Origin of the sequence: Brevundimonas fontaquae, from assembly GCF_017086445.1 — a bacterium.
In the GTDB taxonomy this organism is placed as follows: Bacteria; Pseudomonadota; Alphaproteobacteria; order Caulobacterales; family Caulobacteraceae; genus Brevundimonas; species Brevundimonas fontaquae.
The window spans coordinates 476948-500733 of sequence record NZ_CP070968.1 but is presented as its reverse complement, the minus strand read 5'-3'; the positions used below and the strand labels follow the sequence as shown (position 1 = coordinate 500733).

Sequence of the window (23786 nt, the reverse complement as noted above, 5' to 3'; positions counted from 1 at the left end):
GAAGTCAGGAAAAGGGCGCCGCTTTGCACTGACGGCGATCCGGGGCTAAGCCACACATCAAGCCCCATCGGCCGTCTATGCAATCTTAAGGCGGGCCGCATCAAAAAAGGGGTTTCGGAACGTTACCCGAAACAAAGGACCGCACCTTGGGCGACAGAAAATATTTCGGCACCGACGGCATTCGCGGCCGCGCCAACACCTATCCGATGACGGCCGAGGTCGCGCTGCGCGTGGGTCTGGCCGCCGGAAAACTGTTCCGCACCGACGATGATCGACGCCATCTGGTGGTGATCGGCAAGGACACCCGCCTGTCAGGCTATACGATCGAGCCGGCCTTGGTCGCCGGTTTCGCTTCGGTCGGAATGGACGTACGCACCTTCGGACCCGTGCCGACGCCGGGCGTGGCCATGCTGACCCGGTCGATGCGCGCCGACCTGGGGGTCATGATCTCGGCCTCGCACAACGACTATGCCGACAACGGGATCAAGCTGTTCGGGCCGGACGGCTACAAGCTGTCGGACGAGATCGAGCTGAAGATCGAGGCCATGATGGACCAGGGTCTCGACCAGGGCCTGGCGCCGTCGCACAAGCTGGGCCGGGTCAAACGCATCGACGACGCCCAGGCCCGCTATATCGAGATCGCCAAACAGGCCTTCCCCAAACGGTTGACGCTGCAAGGGCTGCGTATCGCCGTCGATTGCGCCAACGGCGCCGGCTACAAGGTCGCGCCCACCACCCTGTTCGAACTGGGCGCAGAGGTCTTCCCCGTGGGCGTGACCCCCAACGGGACAAACATCAACGCCGAGTGCGGCTCGACCCATCCCGCGACCCTGGCCGATGCCGTCAAACGCTACCGCGCCGACATCGGCATCGCCCTGGACGGCGACGCCGACCGACTGATCATCTGCGACGAGACGGGTCGGGTCGTGGACGGCGATCAGATCATGGCCTTGGTCGGGCTGGACTGGGCCAGACGCGGCCTCCTGACCGGCGACGGCGTGGTGGCAACCGTCATGTCCAACCTGGGGCTGGAGCGCAAACTCAAGTCCGAAGGCCTGACGCTGGAGCGGACCAAGGTCGGCGACCGCTATGTCATGGAAAGGATGCGCGAAGGCGGCTTCAACATCGGCGGCGAACAGTCGGGCCACATCATCCTGCACGACCACGCCACGACCGGCGACGGCCTGATGGCGGCGCTGCAGGTGCTGGCCGTCCTGGTCGAATCCGGCAAGCCGATGAGCGAACTGGCTCGTCAGTTCGAGCCCGTGCCGCAAAAGCTGGAGAACGTCCGCTTCTCCGCCGACAAGCCGCTGGAGACCGACGCGGTCAAGGCCGCCATCGCCGAGGCCGAAGCGGCCCTGAGCGGTCAGGGACGGCTGCTGGTGCGGCCATCGGGCACGGAAAAACTGATCCGCGTCATGGCCGAGGGCGACGACGAGGCGCTGGTCAAGCGGGTGGTGGCCGATGTGGCGGGCGCGGTGCGCTCAGCCTAGGGCTTGCATGCCGCCGGCGGGTCGCCGTCGCGTTCCCACAGTTTGCAGGACCGGTCGATCTCCCCCTGGATGAGGTCGCAGGGGTTGGCGGCGTTGCAGGGCGGGCGGGTCGCCGGGCTGACCTGGCTGCAGCGCTCGACCAGCCGGGCCGAGGCGGCGGCGCCGATGGCTTCGCGGCAGGGGACTTCACTGATCGGGACGGGCTGCGGAGCCATGTCCGGTCCTTCAGGGATGCGGGCCTGAGGGTCATCGGCGGGCTTGGGCGTTTCCTTGGTCGGCGCAGCCGGTTTGGGCGCCTCAGCCGGCGCAGCGGTTTCGGATTGCAGCGGAACGGCGTCGATCACTGCGGTGTTCGACGCCGCATTGTCTGAAGCCGGCGTCTCGCCCGATCCGGAAGGCTGACATGCCGCGACCAGCACGGCGCAGGCGGCGAGCGAAAGCCATTGAGATCGACGCATGGGCTTAATCTCCGATCAGAACCGAGACGGTTAGGATGCCCGGCCGCGCCCCGAGGTGAAACCCCCTTATCGCTTCATCGCCGCCAGGGCCGCCTTCTGCAGGGCGAACAGTTCGGTGCAGCCGATCTCGGCCAGTGAGAAGAGCCGGTCGAACTCGGCGCGCGAGAAGCCGCGTTTCTCGCCGGTGGCTTGGACCTCGACGATCTGGCCCGAGCCGGTCAGGACAAAGTTCGAATCCGCCTCGGCCTCGGAATCCTCTTCGTAATCCAGATCCAGCACCGGCACGCCGTCGCAGACGCCGCACGACACCGCCGCCACCTGGTCCGTGATCGGATCGACCTTCAGCACGCCCTCGTCGCGCAGATAGTTCAGGGCCAGACTCATGGCGACCCAGGCGCCGGTGATCGACGCCGTGCGGGTGCCGCCGTCGGCCTGGATGACGTCGCAGTCGATCAGCACCTGACGTTCGCCAAGCGCCTTCAGGTCCACCACGGCGCGCAGGGAGCGACCGATCAATCGCTGGATCTCTTGCGTGCGGCCCGACTGTTTGCCGGCAGCGGCTTCACGACGGCCGCGCGTGTGGGTGGCGCGCGGCAGCATGCCGTATTCGGCCGTCACCCAACCCTGACCCGAGTTGCGCATCCAGCCCGGCACCTTGTCCTCGATCGAGGCGGTCACCAGCACCTTGGTGTTGCCGAAGGTGATCAGGCACGAGCCCTCAGCATACCGGTTGACGCCGGTCTCGATGGTCACGGGACGCAGTTGATCGTCGGTGCGTTGCGAATGGCGCATGGGAGGGATCCTTGGAAGTCTGACCTTGGAAGCTGTGGCGGCGGTGCTTATCCTGAAACCGTGAGCCTGTATGCCCCGAAAAACCCGCCGTTCGACGCCGGCCAGTCCCTCGTGGGTCTGGCGGGGCTGGATGCGCGGGCGCGCGACATCTTCCGTCGCATCGTGGAAAGCTATCTGGAGACCGGCGAGCCGGTCGGGTCGCGGACGCTGTCGCTGGGCGGCATTGCCCTGTCGCCTGCCTCGATCCGCAACACCATGCAGGATCTGACCCTTGCAGGCCTGCTGGCGGCGCCCCACACCTCGGCCGGGCGCATCCCCACCCACGCGGGCCTGCGCCTGTTCGTCGACGGCCTGCTAGAAGTCGGCGACCTGACCAAGGAAGAGCGTCGCGAGATCGACGGGCGGCTCGCCGGGCGCGGCCGGAACTTCGAGGCGGCGCTGGATGAGGCCTCGAACCTGCTGTCGGGCCTGGCCGGCGGCGCGGGCGTCGTCTCAAGCCCGGTGCGGGATTCCGGCGTCAAACATGTCGAGTTCGTCGCCTTGGGCGGAGATCAGGCGCTGGCCGTCATCGTCGCTGACGACGGCACGGTCGAAAACCGCATCATGACCCTGTCGGCCGGCGTCACGCCTTCGACCCTGGTCGAGGCCTCCAACTTCCTGAACGCCCGCCTGCGCGGCCGCCCCTTCGCCGACGCCCGGCGCGAGATGACGCAAGAGCTGGAAATCGCACGGCGTGAACTGGACCAGACCGCCGCTCGCCTGGTCGAGGACGGATTCGCCGCCTGGTCCGGCGGGCAGGATCGCGAGCGCGCCCTGATCGTGCGGGGTCGCGCCAACCTCCTTCAGGACCGGGAAGGCCTGGCCGATCTGGAGCGAGTCCGCGTCCTTTTCGATGATCTGGAGCAGAAGGAACAGCTGATCGGCCTGCTGGACGGCGTCGATGCGGCGCAGGGGGTGCGCATTTTCATCGGCGCGGAGACACGGTTGTTTTCACTTTCGGGTTCCGCCGTGATCGCGGCGCCCTATATGAGCGGCCGACAGCGGGTTCTGGGCGCCATCGGCGTGATAGGCCCCGCAAGACTGAACTACGCCCGTGTCATTCCGTTGGTGGACTATACCGCCCGGGTGCTGGGCCGGATGCTGGACGGGAACGACAAGTGAGCGACAAGCCCCTTAACGACGAACTAAACGCCGTGGACGCCGACATGGCCGAAACCAACGCCGAACACGGCCTGGACGCCCATCCGTCAGACGATTTGGCGCCGCTGGACGCCGTGATCGCCGAGCGTGACGAATGGAAGGACCGCGCCCTGCGCGTCGCCGCCGAGATGGAGAATCTGAAGCGCCGTTCGGAGACGCAGCAGAACGACGCCCGCGCCTTCGCCATCCAGCGCTTCGCCAAGGACCTGCTGAGCGTCGCCGACAATCTGGAACGCGCCCTGATGGCTGCGCCCAAGGACGCCGAGGGCGCGACCGCTGGTCTGGTGACCGGGTTGGAGCTGACGCAGAAGGCGCTGCTGCAAGCCTTCGACGCCAACGGCCTGAAGCGCGTCGCGCCCGAGGCCGGCGAGACCTTCAACCCGCATCTGCACCAGGCGATGATGGAACAGCCGTCCGAGACCGTGCCCGGCGGATCGGTGATCCAGACCATGCAGTCCGGTTTTGAACTGTTCGGCCGCACCGTCCGCCCCGCCATGGTGGTCGTCGCCGCCAAGGGGTCCGGAGCGCAAGCCCCGAACCCCTATGGCGCCGCCCCCCCCGCCGAGACTCACACCTTCGACGGCAAGGCCTGATCCGCAGTCGTCAGGCGGCGTCGCTCAGAACTGACGCCGCCAGGCTCCGATCAAGGCGAACTCCGGCGGCGCTTCTGCGACATGGCGCGGCTCGCGGCTGGCGACCGCTTGCAGTGTCATGCTGGACCCATCCCACAGCCGACGTTCGCCGCCGACGATGAAGTCGATCTGGCGGCCGCTGGGCGTCGCCGAGAAGCTGCGGCGCGAATAGGTCAGCGGATCGAAATATTCGACCGGCACGTCCGCCAGCATGGCCGAGAAGGTTCCGCGCTCGATCCTGAGCGGCTGAGCCAGGGTGAAGCTGATCCGGTCGCAGATCATCGAACAGCCCGTCAGCAGGCCCAGCCGCCAGTTCGAACTGATCGCCGCCTGATCCATCGACAGGAACCGACCCTCGATCCGGGTCGACCCCATCCCCGCCTCCCCGATCAGGCGCAGGCCCGGCCGTAGGGTCCAATCGCCGCCCAGGGCATAGAAGCTGGTCCGTGATGGCAGGGCGAAGTCAGACCCGCCCGGCAGGAAGGCGCCCAAGGGCCCGAGACGTTCATCGAGAGCGCCGACGCTGAACGACACACCGCCCTCCGCTCCGCGCCATCCGATCGCCGCGCGGCTATAGGTTGAGGCGTCCTGCTCCACGCGACGCAGCGGCATCCGGCGATCGCCGCCGCCGCTCTCGCCCGAGACCGTCACCGGGCCGAACCGCATGGATCCGCGGACGGCGCGATCGGCCTGGGCCAGGGCGGCGAAAGCGTCGCCCGCCGCACCGTTGAACGGCGATGTCGCCCCGCCCTTTCCTTGCCAGACCGAAAAGTTCATACGGCCTGTGGAGACGTCAAGCATCGCCTCCTGACGCGGCTCATCCCCCATCCAGGGCGCATCATACAGATCGTGACGAGGCGCGATCGGGTCAGGTCGCGCGCTGGGCTGGGCCGCGATCAGGTTCAACCGCCCGCCGTCCGGCAGAGCCAGGCTGGTTGTCGCCGTCGTGTTCTGCTCGAACGGCGCCGCCTGATAGGATCGGCTCGGCGCAGTCGGATAGGCGCCGCCCAGTTGGACGGCGAACATCCGATCGTAGGCGTCGTAGAGCACCGTGTTCAGCGCCGTCTGTCGGCCGAAAGCGTCCCCGAACGCCGCGCCGACGAAGTTGCCCGGTTCGCTGATGCTGACGATGGAGCTTCCGTCCGCCATCGGCGTCGAGGTCGTTCCGACCGGTCTGAACGCGCCGGCCATGTCCAGCAGACCGCGCCCATAAACGATGTCCGTGCCGGGATCCCCGCCGTCGCGTGCGGTCGTCAGCAAGATATCCAGCGCCGCGCGCGCCGTCAGATTGGGGAAGGCCTGCATCAGCAAAGCGAGCGCACCGGACACATGCGGGGCCGAGAAGGACGTGCCGCTGACCTCCCTGCACGACGTGCCTTCACAGCCGGTGACTACTTTTTCGCCTGGGGCCGAGATATAGCCGACAGCCGTATCCCCTGCCCGGTTCGAGAAGCTGGACATCGCATCTGTCGCGCCGTGCGATCCGACCGCGATGACGCTGCCGGCGAACCGGGGGTCGATAGCGTAACGCGCGGGCCAGCCCGGATTGGCGTTTCCGTCATTGCCCGACGAAGCCACGATCACGGCTCCCGAATTGACCGCGCGCAGCAGCGCCGCCTCGAATGCCGAGCCCAGCCGCCCATCGCCGCCCAGCGACATGTTGATGATCTTGACGCCATTGGCGACGGCGTAGTCCAGCGCGCGCACCAGATCCGAACTGCTGAAACAGACGTCCGTGTTCTTGTCCGTGCAGTCGGAGATGTCGGTGCGGATCGACAGGATGGTCGAATTGTACGCCACCCCGATCGTACCAAACCCGTTGAAGTTCGACGCGATCACGCCCGACACCCGCGTGCCGTGGCTGCTTGACGCCACATAGGGTGTGTTGCGTCCCACAACCACGTCGGTCGACGCGCTGGAAATACGCCCCTCCAACTCGGGCAGGGTGTTGGCGATGCCGGAGTCGACGACGGCGACGGTGACGCCGGCTCCGGTCGCCCCGGCCTGCCAGGCGGATTGGACCTTCATATTGGCCAGGCCGTAGTTCCGCAGATACTCGCTCGACGTGACCGAAGGAGGCGGAGGCGGTGGTGGTGGGGGCGGAGGCGGGGGCGGGGAGGGCGGGGGAACGGGAGGCGTGATTGTGCCGCCGCCGCCTCCACCACCGCCGCCGCAACCGGCCAGCGGTAAAAACAGCAGCCCCAGACCCAGGACCACCGCTCCGCGAAGCTTCAATCCGTTCACGCCTACCCTCCCATACTCGAGGCTGCTTCCCGCAGCCTTCGCACCATTAACGTCCTAATTCTGTAACGCTTTATCGAACGTCTCCAGCAGCTTGGACCAGCCGTCCTTGGCGTCCGCTTCCGAGTAGCTGGCGCGATAGTCGGCGTGGAAGCCGTGCTGGGCGTCAGGATAGACGACGATCTGGCTTCCGGTCTGGCCGGCGCGCCCAAGGGCCTCGCGCATCCGTTCGACGCTGGCCAACGGGATGCCCTGATCCTTGCCGCCGTACAGGCCGAGCATCGGCGCCTTGAGATCGTCGGCGATGTCGACCGGCCAGGGTTGGCCCGATGAGATCTGAACCGGCGTGGCGTCTGCGGCGGGCGCCAAGCGGCCGTACCAGGCCACGCCTGCGCCGATGGCGGCGAAGCGGGCCGCCGCCTGCCACACCACCTTGCCGCCCCAGCAGTAGCCAGTGATGCCGACCTTGCCGTCCCTGGACCACGACTGCTGGCTGGCCCATTCCAGCGTCGCCGACAGGTCGCCCATCACCTGCTCATAGTTCGCCGCCCCGACGATCTGCATGATCCGCTGCATGTCCGACAGCGGCGCGGGATCCTCGACTCGGACGAAGAAGGCCGGCGCAATGGCGGCGTATCCCTGCTTGGCCAAACGGCGGCAAATGTCGCGGATATATTCGTGGACGCCGAAGATCTCGGAGACCACCACGACCACCGGAAAAGGCCCGTCGCCCGCCGGCCGGGCGACATAGGCCGGAAGCTGGAACCCGTCCGGCGCGGCATAGGTCACGGTCTCGGTGGACAGGCCTTCGGCGTCGGTCGTGATGGGCTTGGCTTCCTTGGCCAGGGCCGCGACCGCATAGCCGGAAAACAGCAAGCCCCCCAAGGCGCCCAGAGTTCGACGGCTCAGCTTGAGGTCATCGGCGGTCTGGCCTTCGGGGCGGATCAGCACGGTCATGGGACGCTCCAACGCAGTAAAGGCGTCAGAGCATCACGGCCGAAGACAGCCGTCCAGTCACGTTAAGGCGCGATTTAAAACGGGAAGAAGGGCGCTCAAGCAGCGAGACGCCGCGCGTCGAGCGTTAGCGCCTTTCTTTCCAGCATCAGTGCCGGAAGACCCGAACGCCGGTGAAGGCCATGGCGATCCCCTTCTCGTCGGCGGCGGCGATGACTTCGGCGTCGCGCATGGAGCCGCCCGGCTGGATCACCGCCGTGGCCCCGGCCGCGACCGCTTCCAGGAGGCCGTCGGCGAAGGGGAAAAAGGCTTCCGAGGCGCAGGCCGACCCCTCGGCCAGCGACTGCGTCAGCCCCTTGGCTTCACCCGCCTCCTTGGCGCGGATGGCGGCGATGCGGGCGCTGTCGCGACGGTTCATCTGGCCGGCGCCGATGCCGGCGGTCTGGCCGTCCTTGGCATAGACGATGGCGTTGGACTTGACGTGTTTGGCCACGGTGAAGGCGAACAGCATGTCCTGGATCTCGGTCGGGGTCGGCTGGCGCTTGGTGACAATCTTCAGGTCCGACGGCTTGATCAGCGACCGGTCGCGGCTCTGGACCAGGAAGCCGCCGGCGACCGACCGGAATACCTCTCCCGCGCCGTGGGGGTCGGGCAGGCCGTCGGTGATCAGCAGCCGCAGATTCTTCTTGGCGGCGAAGACGGCCTTGGCTTCGTCGTCGGCCCCAGGGGCGATGACGACCTCGGTGAAGATGCCGGTGATGGCGCGAGCGTCCTCAGCCGTAAGCGGACGGTTGACCGCGATCACGCCGCCGAAGGCCGAGACGGCGTCGCATTCCAGCGCGCGGGCGTAGGCTTCGGACAGATCACCTCCCACGGCCACGCCGCACGGGTTGGCGTGTTTGACGATGACCACGGCAGGCTGTTCGAACTCGGCGACCAACTCATAGGCGGCGTCGGCGTCGGCGATATTGTTGTACCCCAGTTCCTTGCCCTGGACCTGTTCGGCATAGGCCACGCCCGGACGGCGCTCGCCGGTGCGGTAGAAGGCGCCCGTTTGATGCGGGTTCTCGCCATAGCGTAGGGTCTGGGCCAGGGCGCCCGCGATGGACTTGCGGGCCGGCGCGGCATCCTCGATTTGACCGGCGAACCAGCCGGAGACAGCGGCGTCATAGGCGGCGGTGCGGGCGAAGGCGCGGGCGGCCAGGCGTTTGCGCAGGGCCAGATCGGTCGAGCCTTCGGCCTTCAGCGCCTCAAGGATCAGGCCGATGCTCTCGCCGTCGACGGCGACGGTGACATAGCCGTGGTTCTTGGAGCCCGAGCGGATCATGGCCGGGCCGCCGATGTCGATATTCTCGACCGCCGCCTCGAACGCGCCGCCCGCCGCGACGGTGCTCTCGAACGGATAAAGGTCGATCCAGACGATATCGATGGCGCCGATGCCGTGGTCCGTCATGGCCTGGGCATGGTCGGCGGCGTCACGCACGCCCAAAAGGCCGCCGTGAACGATGGGGTGCAGGGTCTTGACCCGGCCGTCCATCATCTCGGGGAAGCCCGTCAGATCGGCCACGTCCTTGACCGGAAGACCCAGCTTCTCGATCGCCGCGCGCGTACCGCCGGTCGAGACCAGTTCGACGCCCAGATCGTGCAGGGTGCGCGCCGCGTCCTCCAGCCCGGCCTTGTCGGACAGAGAGATCAGGGCGCGTTGCGGCTTGACCCGGTCAGGGGCGGGCGGAAAGTCGGGAGCGGCGGGCATGGGCGGCGTCCGTGATGGCAGGGGAGGATGGCGCGCCATCTAGCACCATCGACACGCTGCGTCAGCTTTTGCGAGACAGTTTGGGGCGGCGCAATTCGTCAGTCTGGATCGAATTCAGCCGTCGCCCGCTCGCAGAAAAAGCCGTGATCACCGATACGGACTAAGATCGGCGCAATCCCACTACCCGGAGGGAAAGTTACAGTGTGCGGCACGCCCTGATCGTTTAGTTCGCCGATGATCAAGTCGGCAATAGCTGGCGGCGCTACGGCCAGTTGGTGCACAGGCGAACGAGCCACTTCCAGAAACCACGACAGCCTGTCGCCGCCATTCAAAATGTCCGAAGGCGAGCGCAACGCTTTGACGTCGAGAAGATAGTTCTGAACGCAAGTATAAACGTCCAGCGGTCGTGGGATCGATCCATTACAAAAGATCGAAACAGTTGACGGCTGGGCCCAAGGGAGGTCCGATGTACGCTCCATATGGAACGTGTCTAGCGCCTCGTCCCACTCGGGGTCGGAAAGCGCCCAAAGGTCGATCGAACCGGAGGTCACACCCTCGAAGCGAAACTCGATCTTGCCGTTGATGTTCGCTTGATTCTCGCCCCACCACGACGCGCCTTGAAGGGCGAAGCTCGCCACATCGCCGACCAGTTTGAATGAGGTGATCCGGGTGGGATTCACAATCGGCCGCACCGCAATAAGATCGACGAGATTGACCTTACGGCGCGACATCAGCCCGGTTCGCCGCTTGCGCCAGCCGGGCTCAGCTTCCAGCGAATCTTGGTCTCGCTGTCGGTGCGGGCCGAGCCGCGCACCACGATCTGAAGGGAGCGGCGGGTCAGGCCGGCGTCGATATGGACGCTGGGCTCGATGGCCACGTCCGGTCCGTCGGTCCTGAACCACCAGCCCCGGCCCGAGGCGCCGCGCAGCAGGATCGACCGCCGGTCGCGCGCCAGAGAGGCCTGCACTCCCGGCTCCAGATGGAAGCGGATGGCGTAGGGGGCCGCAATCTGGCGCACCATCTCCTTGCGGCCTGGCGTGGGGAAAAGCTTCTCTTCGGCCCGCAACTCGTCCAAGCGCTGGTCCAGATAAAGCCGGCGCTGATGGTTCAGGCCGAACAACTCATTCCAGCCGTCGTGTTCCATCTCCAGCCAGACGGCGCCGTCGCCGTCGCGCAGGTCGGTGGTCACATGGATCGGCGGTCCGACCAGGCGCGGGCCCAAGAGCTCACCCTTCCAGCCGCCCAGCGGTTCGTTCAGCGATCGCTCGCCCAAGGTCAGGGTCGAATGGGCCGGCGTCAGCCGCAGGGCCTGGCGGTCGGTCGAGGCCGGCGTCCACCCCGAGCCGGTCACCAGACGATCCTTGCCGCAGGCGATCTCCAGCGTCAGCGGCTGGGCGCAGGCGGCCGCCCCCCAGGCGTCGCGCGCCGGCGGGGCGGTGTCGGCGATGATGGTGAGCAGGGGGCTGACGATGCGCGTCAGGCCGGCGACCGAACCGATCGCTGGAGGCGTGTCGTCGCTCCTGGCCATCGCTTCGTCGTCGTGGGCGCGGGCGGCCGCGACGCGTTCAATGGTGGAGGGACCGCCGCCCTGGAAGCTGGCCAAACGACCATCGGGCAAGGTCAGCGGGCGCAGGCCCTGCGTCAGCCGGGCGATCGCGGCCGAGATGCTCTCCGGCGTCGGTTCGGACAGTTGCGACAGGGCGTCGTCCAGTGTCAACAGGTCAAGCAGCAGCTCAAGCCCCGCCTCGGGACTGCGCGAGGCGTGTCCGCCATCGGCCTGCACCGTGGTCTTCAGGGCGCCGTCCAGACGCGACAACGCGCGGCGGCGCAAGGTCTGCCCTGGCGCCCCGGCCAGCACGCAGCCGCCGATGGCCGCCGCCGTCAACCGCTCGGCCCGGCTGGCCAGACCGCCGGGCGGACGCAGCAGCTGTCGGGTCTGGCGCGCCAGACTATCGGCCAGTTTCAGCCGCTCGGCCTCGGTCGCGACGGCGCCCATCCGCCGTGCGCCGCACGCCAGATTGACGACCCGCCGGGCCAGGATTTCCGGTCCCCACGCGAAGGGCGACCACCGTGCAAAGGCGTCGGCCCAGGCCAAGGTCAGACGCAGCGCCTCGCGCGCGCCACGGTCGCCTTGTGCCATCAGGCCCGGCAACCAGGCGAAGGCGTGAAGCTCGACCGCGAATGGCCGCGAGGGACTGGGCCGGTTCCACGGATCGGACGGCGGTTCGACCTCCATCGAGGCGCCCGCCAACATGAAACGCCCGGCCAGGACATTGCGCCCCGGCGCCGGATCATGAGGGCGGAAATCGCGCGGCGTGGCGGCGAACGCCGTCACCTTGCCCCCAACCAGCGGCGCCCCCAGCGTCAGGCCGTAGCCGGGCAGGCCGTAAAGCTCGATCCACAGCTGCCGCGTCGCCAACCGTCCGGCGATGGCGGGCCACAGGCCCGGGCCTGCGATCGTGTCGCCCGACCGCACCGGCGTGCGCACCGGGGCGCCAGGCAGGCCGGGGATCTGACCCGAGGCGACGTCCAGCGTCGTTTCCTGCCCCCGCGGGGCGAAGGGGCCGAGCGGGCTCACGAGAGGCTCGGACCAGCCGGCGCGGCTTTCAGGGCGGCGATATTGGCCGCGTAATCGCCCTTGAGCACGAACGAGCCGGCGACCAGCGCATCGGCGCCGGCGGCGACGCAGGCTGCGGCGTTGGCGGAGGTCACGCCGCCGTCCACCTGGAGGTGAGCCGACGAACCGGCGCGGTCGAGAATGGCCCGCGCGCCCGCGATCTTCTTCAGCGAACTGTCGATGAACTTCTGACCGCCAAAGCCCGGATTGACCGACATGATCAGCACCAGATCGACCAGATCGACCACCTCTTCCAGGATCGACAGCGGCGTCGCCGGATTGAACACGATGCCAGCCTTGGCGCCCAACTGACGAATGCGACCCAGGGTGCGGTGCAGGTGCGGACCGCTTTCAGGGTGAACGGTCAGGACGTCGGCGCCCGCCTCGCGGAACGCCTCCAGCCACGGATCCACCGGCGCGACCATCAGGTGCACGTCGAACGGCAGGGTCGTGTGCGGTCGGATCGCCTTCACGATGTCGGGGCCAAGCGTGATGTTTGGCACGAAATGCCCGTCCATCACGTCGACGTGGATCCAGTCGGCGCCCGCCGCCTCAAGCGCGCGGACTTCTTCACCCAGCCGCGCAAAATCGCTGGCGAGGATCGACGGGCAGATCAGAGGGGTAACGGCCATGGCCTTCCGGATAAGGCGGGTTGCGGGCAGGAGCAAGGCGCTCCTGCTCAGGACACCCGTTCCAGCCTGGCCGCGAAGAAGCCGTCCAGTCCGCCGTGTCCGGCCCACATGGAGGGCAGGATGCGCAGCCAGCCTTCGGGCGTCAGCGCCTCCGGCGGAGCGCCGACGGCGGCCGGATCGGCGGCGACGGTGCGGAAGGCGGGGTTGCGGCGCAGGAAGGCGATGATCTGGGTCTCGCCCTCCTCGCGCTCCAGCGAGCAGGTGCAATAGACCAGACGGCCGCCCGGCTTCACGCGCTCGGCGGCGGCGTCGAGCAGGCGGTGCTGGACGTCCGCCAATTTGGCGACCTCTGCCGGTTTGGTGGCGCGCAGGACTTCGGGGTTGCGGCGGAAGGTGCCCGTCGCGGTGCAGGGCGCGTCCAGCAGGACGGCGTCGAAGGTGCGGGCGTCCTCCCAGTCCTCGGCCGGAACGGCGACCACCTCGGCGGTCAGGCCGGTCCGCTCAAGATTCTGCGTCAGGCGTTTCAGACGCGGGGCCGAACGGTCGAGCGCGACGACCGTGGCGCCGGCCGCCGCCAGTTGCAGCGTCTTGCCTCCAGGCGCGGCGCACATGTCGAGCGCCGTCTCGCTGGGCTTCACATTCAGCAGCCGGCCGGGCACGGCGGCGGCCGCGTCCTGCACCCACCAGTCGCCATCCTCGAAACCGGGCCATCCGGCCACATCGCCGCGACGGCCGGTGCGGACCGTACCGCCGGTCAGCACCTCGCCATCGACAGCGGCAGCCACGGCGGCGGGATCCACGCCCGGCTTCAGGCTGAGATCGGTCGCGGGTTCTTCGCGCGCGGCCAAGGCCAGACCCGCTAGGGCGGCCTCGCCATAGGTCGCCTTCCAGCGGGCCGCGATCCAGTCCGGCAGATTGCTTTCGGCCGTCGTCAGGCCGGGACCTTCGCGCCCAACCCCGCGCAGCACCGCATTGACCAGATTCTTGTAGGGTCGGGTCTTGGGATCGCGCTCGGCCAGTTTCACCGCCGTCGAGACGGCGGCGAAAGCGGGCGTTTCCAGCACCAGAGTCTGGGCCAGGGCGACGCGCATCAGGGTGCGCACGGCCTCGGGCGGAGACTTCTTCAGGCGGCGATCCAGAATCTGGTCGATCTCACCAAGGCGACGCAGGGCCGCCATGGCCACGGCGCGGGCGAAGGCGCGGTCCACCGGCTCCAGCGCGCGTGCGGCGGGCTGAGACAGGGCTTCGTCCAGCCCGTTGCGCTTCTCCAGCGCGGCGTTCAGCAGGATGCCGGCGACGACGCGGGCCTCCACGCCGATGTCGTCCTGCGACGGACCTTGATCGGCCTCGGCCGAGGCCGGGCGCGGGCGGCCCTTGGTGGCCATGCGACGGCCGCGCGCCTGCGAGCTCTGCCCGCCCCGTCCCTCCGTGCTCATACCGCCACCTGCGCACCCAGTTCGACCACGCGGCCGGGCGGGATGTGGAAGAAGTCCGTCGGATTGGCGGCGTTGCGCATCAGGAAGATGAACAGCTTGTCCTGCCACAGCGGCATGCCCTGACGCGCCGACGGGATCAGAGAACGTCGGCCCAGGAAGAAACTGGTCGACATGATGTCGAACTTCAGCCCCTGTTTGCGGCACAGGCCCAACGCGCGCGGCACGTTCGGCGTCTCCATGAAGCCGTAGGTGACCGTGACCTTCTTGAAGTCGTCGTTGATCGGCTCCATCCGCACCCGGTCGGCCTCCTTGACGCGCGGGCGCTCGGAGGTGCGCACGGTCAGGATGACGTTCTTCTCGTGCAGCACCTTGTTGTGCTTGAGATTGTGCATCAGGGCGACCGGGGCGACATCGGGATCCGAGGTCAGGAAGATGGCCATGCCCGGCGCACGGTGCGGCGGACGGGCCTGAAGCATCTCGATCAGATCGTTCAGCGGCAGGCTGTCCTTGCGCGTCTTGGTCGTCAGAATCTGCGTCCCCCGCACCCAGGTCCACATCACGACGACCAACAGGGCGCCCAGCACCAGCGGCATCCACGCCCCGTCCGGAATCTTCAGCAGGTTGGAGGTCAGGAAGACGCTGTCGATGAAGGCGAACGGAATAAGGGTCCCCGCCACCGCCCACATCGGCCACTTCCAGCCCTTGCGAATGACCGAATAGGCCATCAGCGTATTGACCAGCATGGTGCCCGTCACCGCCACGCCATAGGCGGCGGTCAGGTTATGCGAGCTCTGGAACACGACCAGCAGCACCAGCACCCCGATCATCAGGAAGGTGTTGACCGCCGGCACGAAGATCTGACCGGCCTGGGTTTCGGACGTGTTCTTGATGTCGATGCGCGGCAGAAGGCCCAGCTGCACCGCCTGCTGCGTCACCGAGAAGGCGCCGGTGATCACCGCCTGTGAGGCGATGACGGTCGCGGCGGTCGCCAGGATCAGCATCGGCCAATAGGCGAACTGCGGCACCATGTTCCAGAACGGGTTCTCGGACGCGGCCGGATTGTCCAGGATTAGGGCTCCTTGGCCCAGGTAGTTTAGCGTCAGGCACGGCAGGACGAAGGCCAGCCAGCCCATGCGGATCGGCGCCTTTCCGAAATGGCCCATGTCGGCATACAGGGCCTCGGCCCCCGTGACGGCCAGGAAGACGCTGCCCAGGATCACGAAGCCCAGGAAGCCGTCGTTGAACAGCAGTTGGATTCCGTAGTGGGGCGACAGGGCCCGCAGCACGCTGACGTCGTCGAAGATATGATACAGGCCGAGCGCCCCCAGGCTCAGGAACCAGATGGCGGTGATCGGGCCGAAATACTTAGCCAGGCTGGCCGTGCCGCGCGACTGGACCAGGAAAAGGGCGATCAGGATGCCGGCCGAGATCGGCACGATGAAGGAATCCAGCCGCCCAGCCAGACCCGGCGCGTCCTGCAGCCCTTCGACGGCGGACAGGACCGAGATGGCGGGCGTGATGATGCCGTCGCCATAGAACAGGGCCGCGCCGCAAACGCCGAGGATGAAGATCCAGGCGCTACGCCGACCGACCGCGAACTGGGCCAGCGCCATCAGCGACAGGGTACCGCCCTCGCCCTTATTGTCGGCGCGCATCAGGAAGAAGACGTATTTGAACGTCACCACCACCATCAGCGCCCAAAACGCTAGCGACACGACGCCGATAACGGCCAGGTCGCCGCCGACGCCAGTGCGTGCATGGTCGATCGCCTCACGCAGCGCGTAGAGCGGGCTGGTGCCGATGTCGCCGAACACCACGCCGATCGCGCCAATGGTCAGGGCCCAGAAGCCGCCATGCTTGACGGCCTGGCCGCCCGGGATGTGGGAGTCCGGACCCGTGGCGTGGGTGGGCTTGTCCGGCGTGTTCGACGCGGGCGAGGGAGCGCTCGCGTCGTGGGGAGTGTCCCCGGCCATGCGTATCCTCCGGGTCTCCGACGCGGCGTCGGTCCCTTCAAAGCGGCGAGCCTTTAGGCCCATTCCACGCGGTCTTCAATCGCGCCGGAGCGGATTCGGTTTCGGCGTTCTGCGGCGCGATTTGTGATTCGGCCCCTGAACGCCTATTTTCGCATCAGGAACAGAACCATGTCAGACAGCCAACGCTTCCCCGTCGCCGCCCACGCCCTGGCCTATATGGCCCACAAGGGCGCGTTTGGGCCTGCGCAGGCGATGCCCAGCGGCGTGCTGGCGTCCTCGATCCCGACCAATCCGGTCGTAGTTCGCCGCGTGACCGCCCTTTTGGCCAAGGCCGGGCTGATCGCCACTCGTCCGGGGGCGACTGGCGGGTCCTGGCTGTTGCGGCAGCCCGAGGACATCCGGCTGGATCAGGTGCTGAAGGCCGTCAACGGTTGCGCCCACATCGGTTCGCCCCCGGCCGGCGCCAAGGGTTGCCCGATCAGCGAACATATCCCGCGCCAGGTCGCCAAGGCCCTGACCGCCGCCGACGAGGCCGCGACCGAAGCCCTGTCCAAGATCACCATCGCCGATCTTCTGGCCGAAAACCCGATCGCGCTGGCGGCCTATGCGCCGCATAAGTCCTGCCCCGTCGCGGCCTGATCGCGCCGTGAATCGAACCGTCCTGATCACCGGCGCCTCGGCCGGCATCGGCGCGGCCCTGGCCCGGACCTATGCGGCCGAGAACTGGAATGTGATCCTGACAGCGCGTCGCCAAGCCCCGCTGCAGGCTCTGGCCGACGAACTGACCGCCGCCCACGGCGTGATCGGGACCGTAATCCCCGAAGACCTGTCCGACCCTGCGGCGCCCGAGCGGCTGGTCGCGACCATCGCGGCCCGCGGCCTGATCGTCGACGGTCTGGTCAACAATGCGGGATTTAGCCGGGTCACCGGCTTTCTGGACACCGACCAGAGCGCGCACCGCGCCATGATCCAGGTCATGCTGACCGCGCCGGTCGAGCTGTCGCGGCTGTTGCTGCCCGGCATGATCCAGCGCGGCTTCGGCCGGGTGCTGAACGTCGCCTCGCTGGCCGGCCAGATGCCCGCGACGGGCGGCGACACCCTTTATGGGCCGATCAAGAGCTTTCTGATCAAGGCGTCGCAGGGCTTGCATCTGGAGACGCAGGGAACCGGCGTTCACGTGACGGTGCTGAACCCCGGCTACACCGTGACCGAATTCCACGACGTCAACGGCTCGCGCGAGCAGGTCTCCAGCGCCTATCCGGCATGGATGTGGATGGACGCCGCGCGCGTGGCGCGCATCGGCCATGACGCCTGCGAGGCCAACCGTCCCAGCGTCACCCCCGGCGTCATGAACAACGTCATGGCCGGACTGGCCCGCTTCCTGCCCGATGGCCTGGCGCTCCGCATGGTGGCGAACCATGCGAAGCGGCTGGACCGGATCTGATCAGATGTGGATGGCGTGCCCGAGGGCGCGCAGGCTGGCTTCGTGGAAGGCTTCGCCCAGCGTCGGGTGGACGTGGATCGTCCAGGCGACGTCTTCCAGCACTGCGCCCATCTCCAGCATCTGGGCGAAGCTGTTGGACAGTTCCGACACGTGCTGGCCCACCGCCTGGATACCGAGGATGCGATGATCGCCCTTGTTTGCGATCACCCGCACGAACCCGCCGTCCTCGCCCGCCTCGATGGCCAGGGCGCGGCCGATCGCGGCGAAGGGGAAGACCGACTGGATCACATCGTCGCGGCCCGCGACCTCGTTCGGGCCCAGACCGGCCGAAACGATTTCCGGCTCGGTGAAACAGACGGCGGCGATGGTGACGGGATCGAAGATGCGGTCGTGGCCGGCGATGATTTCGGCGACCACCTCGCCCTGGGCCGAGCCCTTGTGGGCCAGCATGGGTTCGCCGGTCAGATCGCCGACCGCCCAGACGTTCTTCATGCTGGTGGCGCAGCGCTGGTCGATCTTCACGAACGGCCCGGCCATGGCCACGCCCATGTTTTCCAGACCCCAGCCTTGAGTGCGCGGACGCCGGCCGACCGTGACCAGCACCTTGTCGGCGTCCAGCTGCAGCGGCTCGCCGTCCTTCGTCGTGATCGACAGCTTACCGTCGCCGAAGCCCCCGGCGCGTGCGCCCAGATGCAGCTCGACCCCGTGCTTCTCCAGCCATTTGGCGACCGGATCGGTCAGGGCCTTGTCGTAGAGCGGCAGGATGCGGTCGGCCATTTCGACGATGGCCACCTCGGCGCCCAGCTTGCGATAGGCGATGCCCAGTTCCAGGCCGATATAGCCGCCCCCCACGACGACCAGCTTCTTGGGGACCTCCGACAGGCTCAGCGCCTCGGTCGAGGAGATGACGTCGCCGCCGAACGGCAGGAAGGGCAGTTCGACCGGCTCGGACCCCGTCGCCAGGATGACATGTTCGGCGGTGATACGGATGTCGCCTTCGTCGGTCTTGACCACGCAGGTCTTGGCGTCGGCGAACTCGGCCCAGCCCTTGATGACCTTGACCTTGGCCTTCTTCAGCAGGGCCGCGACCCCGGCGTTCAGCTTACGGACGATGCCGTCCTTCCATGCGACCGTTTGCGACAGGTCGATGGCCGCCGCCGCCGCCGTGATGCCCAGTGTCCCGCCGCCGGCCGCCTTGGCCACCGTCTCGAACTTGCCCGCAGCATGGATGATGGCCTTGGACGGAATACAGCCGACGTTCAGGCAGGTGCCGCCCAGCCCGTCGCCGCCGTCCACTAGCACGGTGTCGAGGCCCAGCTGGCCGCAGCGAATGCCGGCGACATAGCCGCCGGTGCCCGCCCCGATGATCAGGACTTTGGTTTTCAGGGTCTGGGTCAACGATAGGCCTCAAGGCGGGTGCTGAACTGCGGAGGAACTTGCTGGGGCTCGAAAACGCGGACCGCGCCGGTTTGGGTTTCCATGGCCAGTACGACGTCGCCGGGTTTGACGCGCTGAAAATCGACGCAAATCATGCCTTGATAGCCGCCCAACGGACGAGCGGTTTCTGCAGCGGTCAGGGTGTATGTCTCTTGCGGGGCGCCTTGAAGCGTTTCCAGTCTGGCGATGGTCGCCTTGGACTGAATGACCTCGATGGTCGGCGTCCGGCTGGGTTCAGCCAAACGCTCCACGGTCGTCACGCGCCCGATGAACAGCGCCGGCCCATCGGTCCGTAGCAGAGACGACCAAGCCGGCGGCGGCTCGGGAATGCAGGCGTTAGCGGACGAGGCGACGACGCCGACGGCTGCTAGCAGGCTGGCGCCGAAGGTCAGCGCTTTGACTTTGACTTGCCGCATCACATTACCCTTCCAATTCCCGATGATCCTCTCTCGGCGAGGAGAGAGGATCATCAAGAGCCATGGCGCCAAATTCGAGGTGATAGCCATAGGCGCGGGCGGACCTCGCTTTCCCGCTTAGAAAACGGGCATCACCCCATCCACAGCGTCGCCGGGTTTTCCAACAGTCCCTTGATCCGCTGCACGAACACCGCCGCATCATGCCCATCGACAATGCGGTGATCGAAGCTGGACGACAGGTTCATCATCTTGCGCACGACCATCTGGCCGTCCTTGACCATGACCCGTTCGGCGATCTTGTTGGGACCGACGATGGCGACCTCGGGGTGGTTGATGATCGGGGTATGGACCACCCCGCCCAGCGTGCCCAGCGAGGTGATGGTGATGGTCGAACCCGACAGCTCTTCGCGCTTGGCCGAACCGTCCTTGGCCGCGCCCGACACACGCGCGATCTCCAGCGCCGTATCGTAAGGGTCGCGCGCCTCGGCATGGCGGACCACCGGCACCATCAGGCCGTTCGGGGTCTGGGCGGCGATGCCCAGATGGACCGGGGCGTGCTGGGTCAGGACGCCGGCTTCGTCGTCATAGGTGGCGTTGATCTGGGGCTGGTCGCGCAGGGCGACCACGATGGCGCGGGCGATGAAGGGCAGGACGTTCAGCTTGGGCTGATCCTTGGACTTCGTCGCGTTCAGGTGGGCGCGCAGCTCCTCCACCGCGGTCATGTCGATTTCCTCGACATAGGTGATGTGGGGAATGCGGCGCACGCTCTCGGCCATCTTCTCCGCAATCTTGCGGCGCAGGCCGATGATCTTGACCTCGGTCGTCCCTTGCGCCTTCGCATAGGTCGAGCCGCCGCCGGACGGCGCCGACGCGGGTTGCGAACCGCCGCGCGCGATGAAGCCGTCCAGATCCTCGTGCGTGATCCGACCCGCCGGGCCGGAACCGGGCACGAAGGTCAGATCGACGCCCAGATCCCGCGCACGATTGCGCACGGCCGGCGACGCCGAGGGGCGTTCGCCGGGCGCGCGGCCGGTCAGGGCGGGAACGGGCTTGGAGGGCGCGGTCGCTGTAGTCGCGCTTCCAGTCGTTGAAATCGCGGCGGAAGCCGTCGTCGCATTCTCGGTCGGCTTGGAGGCCGGTTTCGGCGCCGCGACGGGCGTCGATACATTGCCCCGACCCTCGACATCGAACGCGACCAACGGCCCGCCGACCGGCACCGACTTACCCGCCTCGCCGTACAGGACGACGACGGTTCCGGCGACCGGCGAGGTGATCTCGACCGTGGCCTTGTCGGTCATGATGTCGGCGATGATCTGGTCTTCCTCGACCGCATCCCCGACCTTGACGTGCCAGCCGACCAGCTCGGCCTCGGCCGTGCCTTCGCCGACGTCGGGCAGTTTGAAGACGTAATTGCCGGATGTCGGCGCCTCGACAGCGGGGGCTGCCGTCGTTTCGACCTTCGGCGCCTCGGCGATCACGGGCGCGGGGTCCGGCTGTGCGGCGGCGGGGGCGACGGGCGTCGGGGCGTCATCGGCATTGCCCGCCCCCTCGACCTCGAACTCCACCAGGGGGCCGCGCACCGGCACCATGGCGCCGGGTTCGCCGTGCAGGGCGAGGACCCTGCCGCTGACCGGGGCGGTGATCTCGACCGTGGCCTTGTCGGTCATGACGTCGGCGACGATCTGGTCCTCGGCGACCGTGTCGCCGACCTTGACGTGCCATCCGACCAGTTCGGCCTCGGCGGTGCCTTCGCCCACGTCGGGCAGTTTGAAGACGAAACGACCCATCTTATCGACCTCCCGTCATGACGCTCTTCAAGGCGTCTGCGACCCTTTGCGGCCCGGGGAAATACTCCCATTCGAAAGCGTGCGGATAGGGCGTGTCCCAGCCGGTGACGCGCGCGATCGGCGCCTCCAACGAATAGAAGCAGCGCTCCTGAACAAGAGCCGACAGCTCGCCGCCGAAGCCCGAGGTCTTGGGCGCCTCATGCACGATAACGCAGCGGCCGGTCTTCTTCACCGAGGCCTCGATGGCTTCGATGTCCAGCGGCACGAGCGAGCGCAGGTCGATGACCTCGGCGTCCACGCCCGCGTGCTCGGCACCCGCCAGGGCGACCCAGACCATGGTGCCATAGGCCAGAATCGTGACGTCGTTTCCTTCGCGCATCACGCGCGCCTTGCCGATCGGCTCGACATATTTGCCGGTCGGGACCTGGGCCAGATCCTGGGCCTTCCACGGGCTGACCGGCTTCTCGTGCCAGCCGTCGAACGGGCCGTTGTAGAGGCGTTTCGGCTCGAAGAAGACGACCGGATCGTCATCCTCGATGGCGGCGGTCAGCAGGCCCTTGGCGTCATAGGGGTTAGATGGAATGACGACCTTCAGGCCCGCGATATGGGTGAACAGGCTTTCGGGCGACTGGCTGTGGGTCTGGCCGCCGAAGATGCCGCCGCCATAGGGACTGCGCACCGTGATCGGCGACGTGAACTGACCGCCCGAGCGGTAGCGCATCTTGGCCGCTTCCGAGACGATCTGATCGTAGGCCGGATAGATGTAGTCGGCGAACTGGATCTCCACGACGGGACGCAGACCATAAGCGCCCATGCCGATCGCGGCGGCGACGATGCCGCATTCCGAAATCGGGGCGTCGAAGCTGCGGGTCAGGCCGTGCTTCTGCTGCAGCTTGTCGGTGACGCGGAAGACGCCGCCGAAATAGCCGGCGTCCTCGCCGAACGACAGGACGTTGGCGTCTTCGGCCATCTTGACGTCGATGGCCGAGTTCAGCGCCTGGATCATGTTCATGGAGACCACGCCCGCGCCCGTCGCTTCCGAGGCGGGGGCGGCGTTCTGGTCGACCATGTCGGGCTCGACGCCGTCGTTGCGATCGGCGTCTGTGAAGGTGGTTTGCTCGCTCATGGTCAGACCCCCACCTCGCGGCGCTGTTCGATCAGGCGCCAGTCTTCGGTCGCATAGACCTCTTCGAACATCGTCTTCACGCTGGGGCGCGACTGGCCCAGGGTGCCGATGGCTTCGGATTCCTTGCCGGCGGCGCGGACCTTCTCGACGGCGTCCTTCAGCGCGGCGGCGTGACGCTCGTCGTCCCATTCGCCGATGACGGTCAGATGCTGGCGCAGACGTTCGATCGGATCGCCCAGCGGCCATTTCTCATGCTCGTCGCCGGGGCGATAGCGGCTGGGGTCGTCGGAGGTCGAGTGCGGGGCGCCGCGATAGGTGAACAGCTCGATCACCGTCGCCCCCTGGTTCGACCGCGCCCGTTCCTCGGCCCACTGGGTCGCCGCCCAGACCGCCAGGAAGTCGTTGCCGTCCACTCGCAGGGCCGGCAGGCCATAGCCGATGGCCTTGGAGGCGAAGGTCGTCTCAAGACCGCCGGCGATGCCCTGGAAGGAGCTGATGGCCCACTGGTTGTTGACGACGTTCAGGATGACCGGAGCGCGATAGACGGAGGCGAAGGTCAGGGCGTTGTGGAAGTCGCCCTCGGCCGTGGCCCCGTCGCCGATCCAGCTGATGGCGATCTTGTCGTCGCCCTTGTAGGCGCTTGCCATGGCCCAACCGACGGCCTGCGGCACCTGAGTGCCGAGATTCCCCGAGATGGTGAAGAAGCCATAGTCCTTGGCCGAGTACATGATCGGCAGTTGGCGGCCTTTGATCGGATCTTCGGCGTTCGAATAGATCTGGTTCATCATCGCGACCAGCGGATAACCGCGCGCGATCAGAAGCCCCTGCTGGCGATAGGTGGGGAAGCCCATGTCCTCGCGGCTCAGGATCATGCCCTGCGCGACCGCGATGGCCTCTTCGCCGGTGCACTTCATATAGAAGCTGGTCTTGCCCTGGCGGTGGGCGCGGTGCATCCGGTCGTCGAAGGCGCGCGTCAGGATCATGGCCTTCAGGCCCCGGCGCATCGTCTCGGGATCCAGGCGCGGGTTCCAAGGACCGACCGCGGCGCCCTCATCGTCCAGCACCCGAATCAGGCGGAAGGCGAGATCGCGCATCTGATAGGGCGTCGATCCGACCTCGGGCCGTTCGACGACACCGGCAGGGTCCATCTGCAGATGGCTGAAGTCCGGCGTATCGCCGGGACGGCCGGACGGCTCCGGCACGCGCAAGGACAGGGGCTGGCTGTTCTTTTTGTTCATTTTGTCGTTCATGCGGGCGTCCATATCCGTTCTGGGGTCCGTCCGTGTTTCCTCTGGACGTGTGATAACACGACCCCTAAGCAGGTGCTCGCTCAATTTGACCTTGCGCAATCCCGATATCGGGTATTTTATTTCGCGATAATCATAATCGGAGAAA

The 23786-nt window shown here is 67.3% G+C and carries 20 protein-coding genes; 5 read left to right on the top strand and 15 right to left on the bottom strand.

From position 1 onward, the window contains the following. Positions 1–146: 146 nt before the first annotated feature. Complete coding sequence (gene glmM / locus JX001_RS02375; protein WP_205682131.1) at positions 147–1493, top strand: phosphoglucosamine mutase; 1347 nt, start codon at positions 147–149, stop codon at positions 1491–1493. Here glmM and JX001_RS02370 read toward each other — a convergent pair. Both JX001_RS02370 and rph read right to left on the bottom strand, forming a co-directional pair. Continuing rightward, complete coding sequence (locus JX001_RS02370) at positions 1490–1951, bottom strand: hypothetical protein (RefSeq protein ID WP_205682130.1); 462 nt, start codon at positions 1949–1951, stop codon at positions 1490–1492. The two genes, glmM and JX001_RS02370, sit on opposite strands and share 4 nt — an antisense overlap. Before the next feature lie 66 nt (positions 1952–2017). Next, positions 2018–2743, bottom strand: coding sequence for a ribonuclease PH (gene rph / locus JX001_RS02365; RefSeq protein WP_205682129.1), 726 nt, complete (start codon positions 2741–2743; stop codon positions 2018–2020). Positions 2744–2854: 111 nt separating this feature from the next. Between rph and hrcA the strand changes: the two genes are divergently transcribed. Together hrcA and grpE are read left to right on the top strand one after the other, a co-directional pair. Continuing rightward, the gene (gene hrcA, locus JX001_RS02360) at positions 2855–3904 is read left to right on the top strand and encodes a heat-inducible transcriptional repressor HrcA (protein ID WP_205683039.1); all 1050 of its coding nucleotides are present in this window, start codon (positions 2855–2857) and stop codon (positions 3902–3904) included. A 44-nt stretch (positions 3905–3948) separates the two neighbouring features. Further along, complete coding sequence (gene grpE / locus JX001_RS02355) at positions 3949–4536, top strand: nucleotide exchange factor GrpE (RefSeq protein ID WP_434082634.1); 588 nt, start codon at positions 3949–3951, stop codon at positions 4534–4536. Between the two features lie 24 nt (positions 4537–4560). On the opposite strand, the gene JX001_RS02350 is transcribed toward grpE, so the two are convergent. From JX001_RS02350 to JX001_RS02315, 8 genes are all read right to left on the bottom strand, one after another. Continuing rightward, entirely contained in the window at positions 4561–6603 is a 2043-nt protein-coding gene (locus JX001_RS02350; protein ID WP_205682127.1) for a S8 family peptidase, read from the bottom strand. A 270-nt stretch (positions 6604–6873) separates the two neighbouring features. Beyond that, entirely contained in the window at positions 6874–7773 is a 900-nt protein-coding gene (locus tag JX001_RS02345) for a dienelactone hydrolase family protein (RefSeq protein WP_205682126.1), read from the bottom strand. A gap of 145 nt (positions 7774–7918) precedes the next feature. Beyond that, the gene (gene purH / locus JX001_RS02340) at positions 7919–9523 is read right to left on the bottom strand and encodes a bifunctional phosphoribosylaminoimidazolecarboxamide formyltransferase/IMP cyclohydrolase (RefSeq protein WP_205682125.1); all 1605 of its coding nucleotides are present in this window, start codon (positions 9521–9523) and stop codon (positions 7919–7921) included. 98 nt (positions 9524–9621) lie between these two features. Continuing rightward, positions 9622–10254 (bottom strand): hypothetical protein, encoded by a 633-nt coding sequence (locus tag JX001_RS02335; protein ID WP_205682124.1) that lies wholly within the window; start codon positions 10252–10254, stop codon positions 9622–9624. Beyond that, complete coding sequence (locus JX001_RS02330; protein ID WP_205682123.1) at positions 10254–12101, bottom strand: heparinase II/III family protein; 1848 nt, start codon at positions 12099–12101, stop codon at positions 10254–10256. Before JX001_RS02330 ends, JX001_RS02335 begins: the two co-directional genes overlap by 1 nt. Further along, positions 12098–12772 carry a ribulose-phosphate 3-epimerase gene (gene rpe / locus JX001_RS02325; protein WP_205682122.1) on the bottom strand — a complete coding sequence of 225 codons (675 nt, stop codon included), beginning with the start codon at positions 12770–12772 and terminating at the stop codon, positions 12098–12100. The genes JX001_RS02330 and rpe overlap by 4 nt, the downstream gene beginning before the upstream one ends. Before the next feature lie 47 nt (positions 12773–12819). After that, positions 12820–14208 (bottom strand): RsmB/NOP family class I SAM-dependent RNA methyltransferase, encoded by a 1389-nt coding sequence (locus JX001_RS02320; RefSeq protein ID WP_434082624.1) that lies wholly within the window; start codon positions 14206–14208, stop codon positions 12820–12822. Next, entirely contained in the window at positions 14205–16181 is a 1977-nt protein-coding gene (locus JX001_RS02315) for a potassium transporter Kup (protein WP_205682121.1), read from the bottom strand. Before JX001_RS02315 ends, JX001_RS02320 begins: the two co-directional genes overlap by 4 nt. A 168-nt stretch (positions 16182–16349) precedes the next feature. On the opposite strand from JX001_RS02315, the gene JX001_RS02310 reads away from it, so the two are divergent. After that, entirely contained in the window at positions 16350–16820 is a 471-nt protein-coding gene (locus JX001_RS02310) for an Rrf2 family transcriptional regulator (protein ID WP_199059321.1), read from the top strand. 7 nt (positions 16821–16827) lie between these two features. Beyond that, positions 16828–17625, top strand: coding sequence for an SDR family NAD(P)-dependent oxidoreductase (locus JX001_RS02305; RefSeq protein WP_241004717.1), 798 nt, complete (start codon positions 16828–16830; stop codon positions 17623–17625). Here the strand turns inward: JX001_RS02305 and lpdA are convergent, their stop codons facing one another. The 5 genes from lpdA to JX001_RS02280 all read right to left on the bottom strand — a co-directional run bounded on the left by lpdA (position 17626) and on the right by JX001_RS02280 (position 23641). Next, positions 17626–19023 carry a dihydrolipoyl dehydrogenase gene (gene lpdA / locus JX001_RS02300; RefSeq protein WP_205682119.1) on the bottom strand — a complete coding sequence of 466 codons (1398 nt, stop codon included), beginning with the start codon at positions 19021–19023 and terminating at the stop codon, positions 17626–17628. Continuing rightward, the gene (locus JX001_RS02295; RefSeq protein WP_205682118.1) at positions 19020–19478 is read right to left on the bottom strand and encodes a hypothetical protein; all 459 of its coding nucleotides are present in this window, start codon (positions 19476–19478) and stop codon (positions 19020–19022) included. Before JX001_RS02295 ends, lpdA begins: the two co-directional genes overlap by 4 nt. A 131-nt stretch (positions 19479–19609) precedes the next feature. Next, positions 19610–21265, bottom strand: coding sequence for a dihydrolipoyl dehydrogenase family protein (locus JX001_RS02290; protein WP_205682117.1), 1656 nt, complete (start codon positions 21263–21265; stop codon positions 19610–19612). A 1-nt stretch (position 21266) separates the two neighbouring features. Continuing rightward, positions 21267–22391 carry an alpha-ketoacid dehydrogenase subunit beta gene (locus JX001_RS02285; protein ID WP_205682116.1) on the bottom strand — a complete coding sequence of 375 codons (1125 nt, stop codon included), beginning with the start codon at positions 22389–22391 and terminating at the stop codon, positions 21267–21269. Positions 22392–22393: 2 nt separating this feature from the next. After that, positions 22394–23641, bottom strand: a complete 1248-nt coding sequence (locus tag JX001_RS02280; protein ID WP_241004716.1) for a thiamine pyrophosphate-dependent enzyme — start codon at positions 23639–23641, stop codon at positions 22394–22396. Between the last annotated feature and the right edge of the window lie 145 nt (positions 23642–23786).

Coding starts and splice junctions, on each gene's coding strand:
- JX001_RS02370 (WP_205682130.1), bottom strand. CDS start 1,951: ATGCGTCGATCTCAATGGCTTTCGCTCGCCGCCTGCGCCGTGCTGGTC.
- rph (WP_205682129.1), bottom strand. CDS start 2,743: ATGCGCCATTCGCAACGCACCGACGATCAACTGCGTCCCGTGACCATC.
- grpE (WP_434082634.1), top strand. CDS start 3,949: ATGGCCGAAACCAACGCCGAACACGGCCTGGACGCCCATCCGTCAGAC.
- JX001_RS02350 (WP_205682127.1), bottom strand. CDS start 6,603: ATGAAGGTCCAATCCGCCTGGCAGGCCGGGGCGACCGGAGCCGGCGTC.
- JX001_RS02345 (WP_205682126.1), bottom strand. CDS start 7,773: ATGACCGTGCTGATCCGCCCCGAAGGCCAGACCGCCGATGACCTCAAG.
- purH (WP_205682125.1), bottom strand. CDS start 9,523: ATGCCCGCCGCTCCCGACTTTCCGCCCGCCCCTGACCGGGTCAAGCCG.
- JX001_RS02335 (WP_205682124.1), bottom strand. CDS start 10,254: ATGTCGCGCCGTAAGGTCAATCTCGTCGATCTTATTGCGGTGCGGCCG.
- rpe (WP_205682122.1), bottom strand. CDS start 12,772: ATGGCCGTTACCCCTCTGATCTGCCCGTCGATCCTCGCCAGCGATTTT.
- JX001_RS02320 (WP_434082624.1), bottom strand. CDS start 14,208: ATGAGCACGGAGGGACGGGGCGGGCAGAGCTCGCAGGCGCGCGGCCGT.
- JX001_RS02315 (WP_205682121.1), bottom strand. CDS start 16,181: ATGGCCGGGGACACTCCCCACGACGCGAGCGCTCCCTCGCCCGCGTCG.
- JX001_RS02310 (WP_199059321.1), top strand. CDS start 16,350: ATGTCAGACAGCCAACGCTTCCCCGTCGCCGCCCACGCCCTGGCCTAT.
- JX001_RS02295 (WP_205682118.1), bottom strand. CDS start 19,478: ATGCGGCAAGTCAAAGTCAAAGCGCTGACCTTCGGCGCCAGCCTGCTA.
- JX001_RS02290 (WP_205682117.1), bottom strand. CDS start 21,265: ATGGGTCGTTTCGTCTTCAAACTGCCCGACGTGGGCGAAGGCACCGCC.
- JX001_RS02285 (WP_205682116.1), bottom strand. CDS start 22,391: ATGAGCGAGCAAACCACCTTCACAGACGCCGATCGCAACGACGGCGTC.
- JX001_RS02280 (WP_241004716.1), bottom strand. CDS start 23,641: ATGAACGACAAAATGAACAAAAAGAACAGCCAGCCCCTGTCCTTGCGC.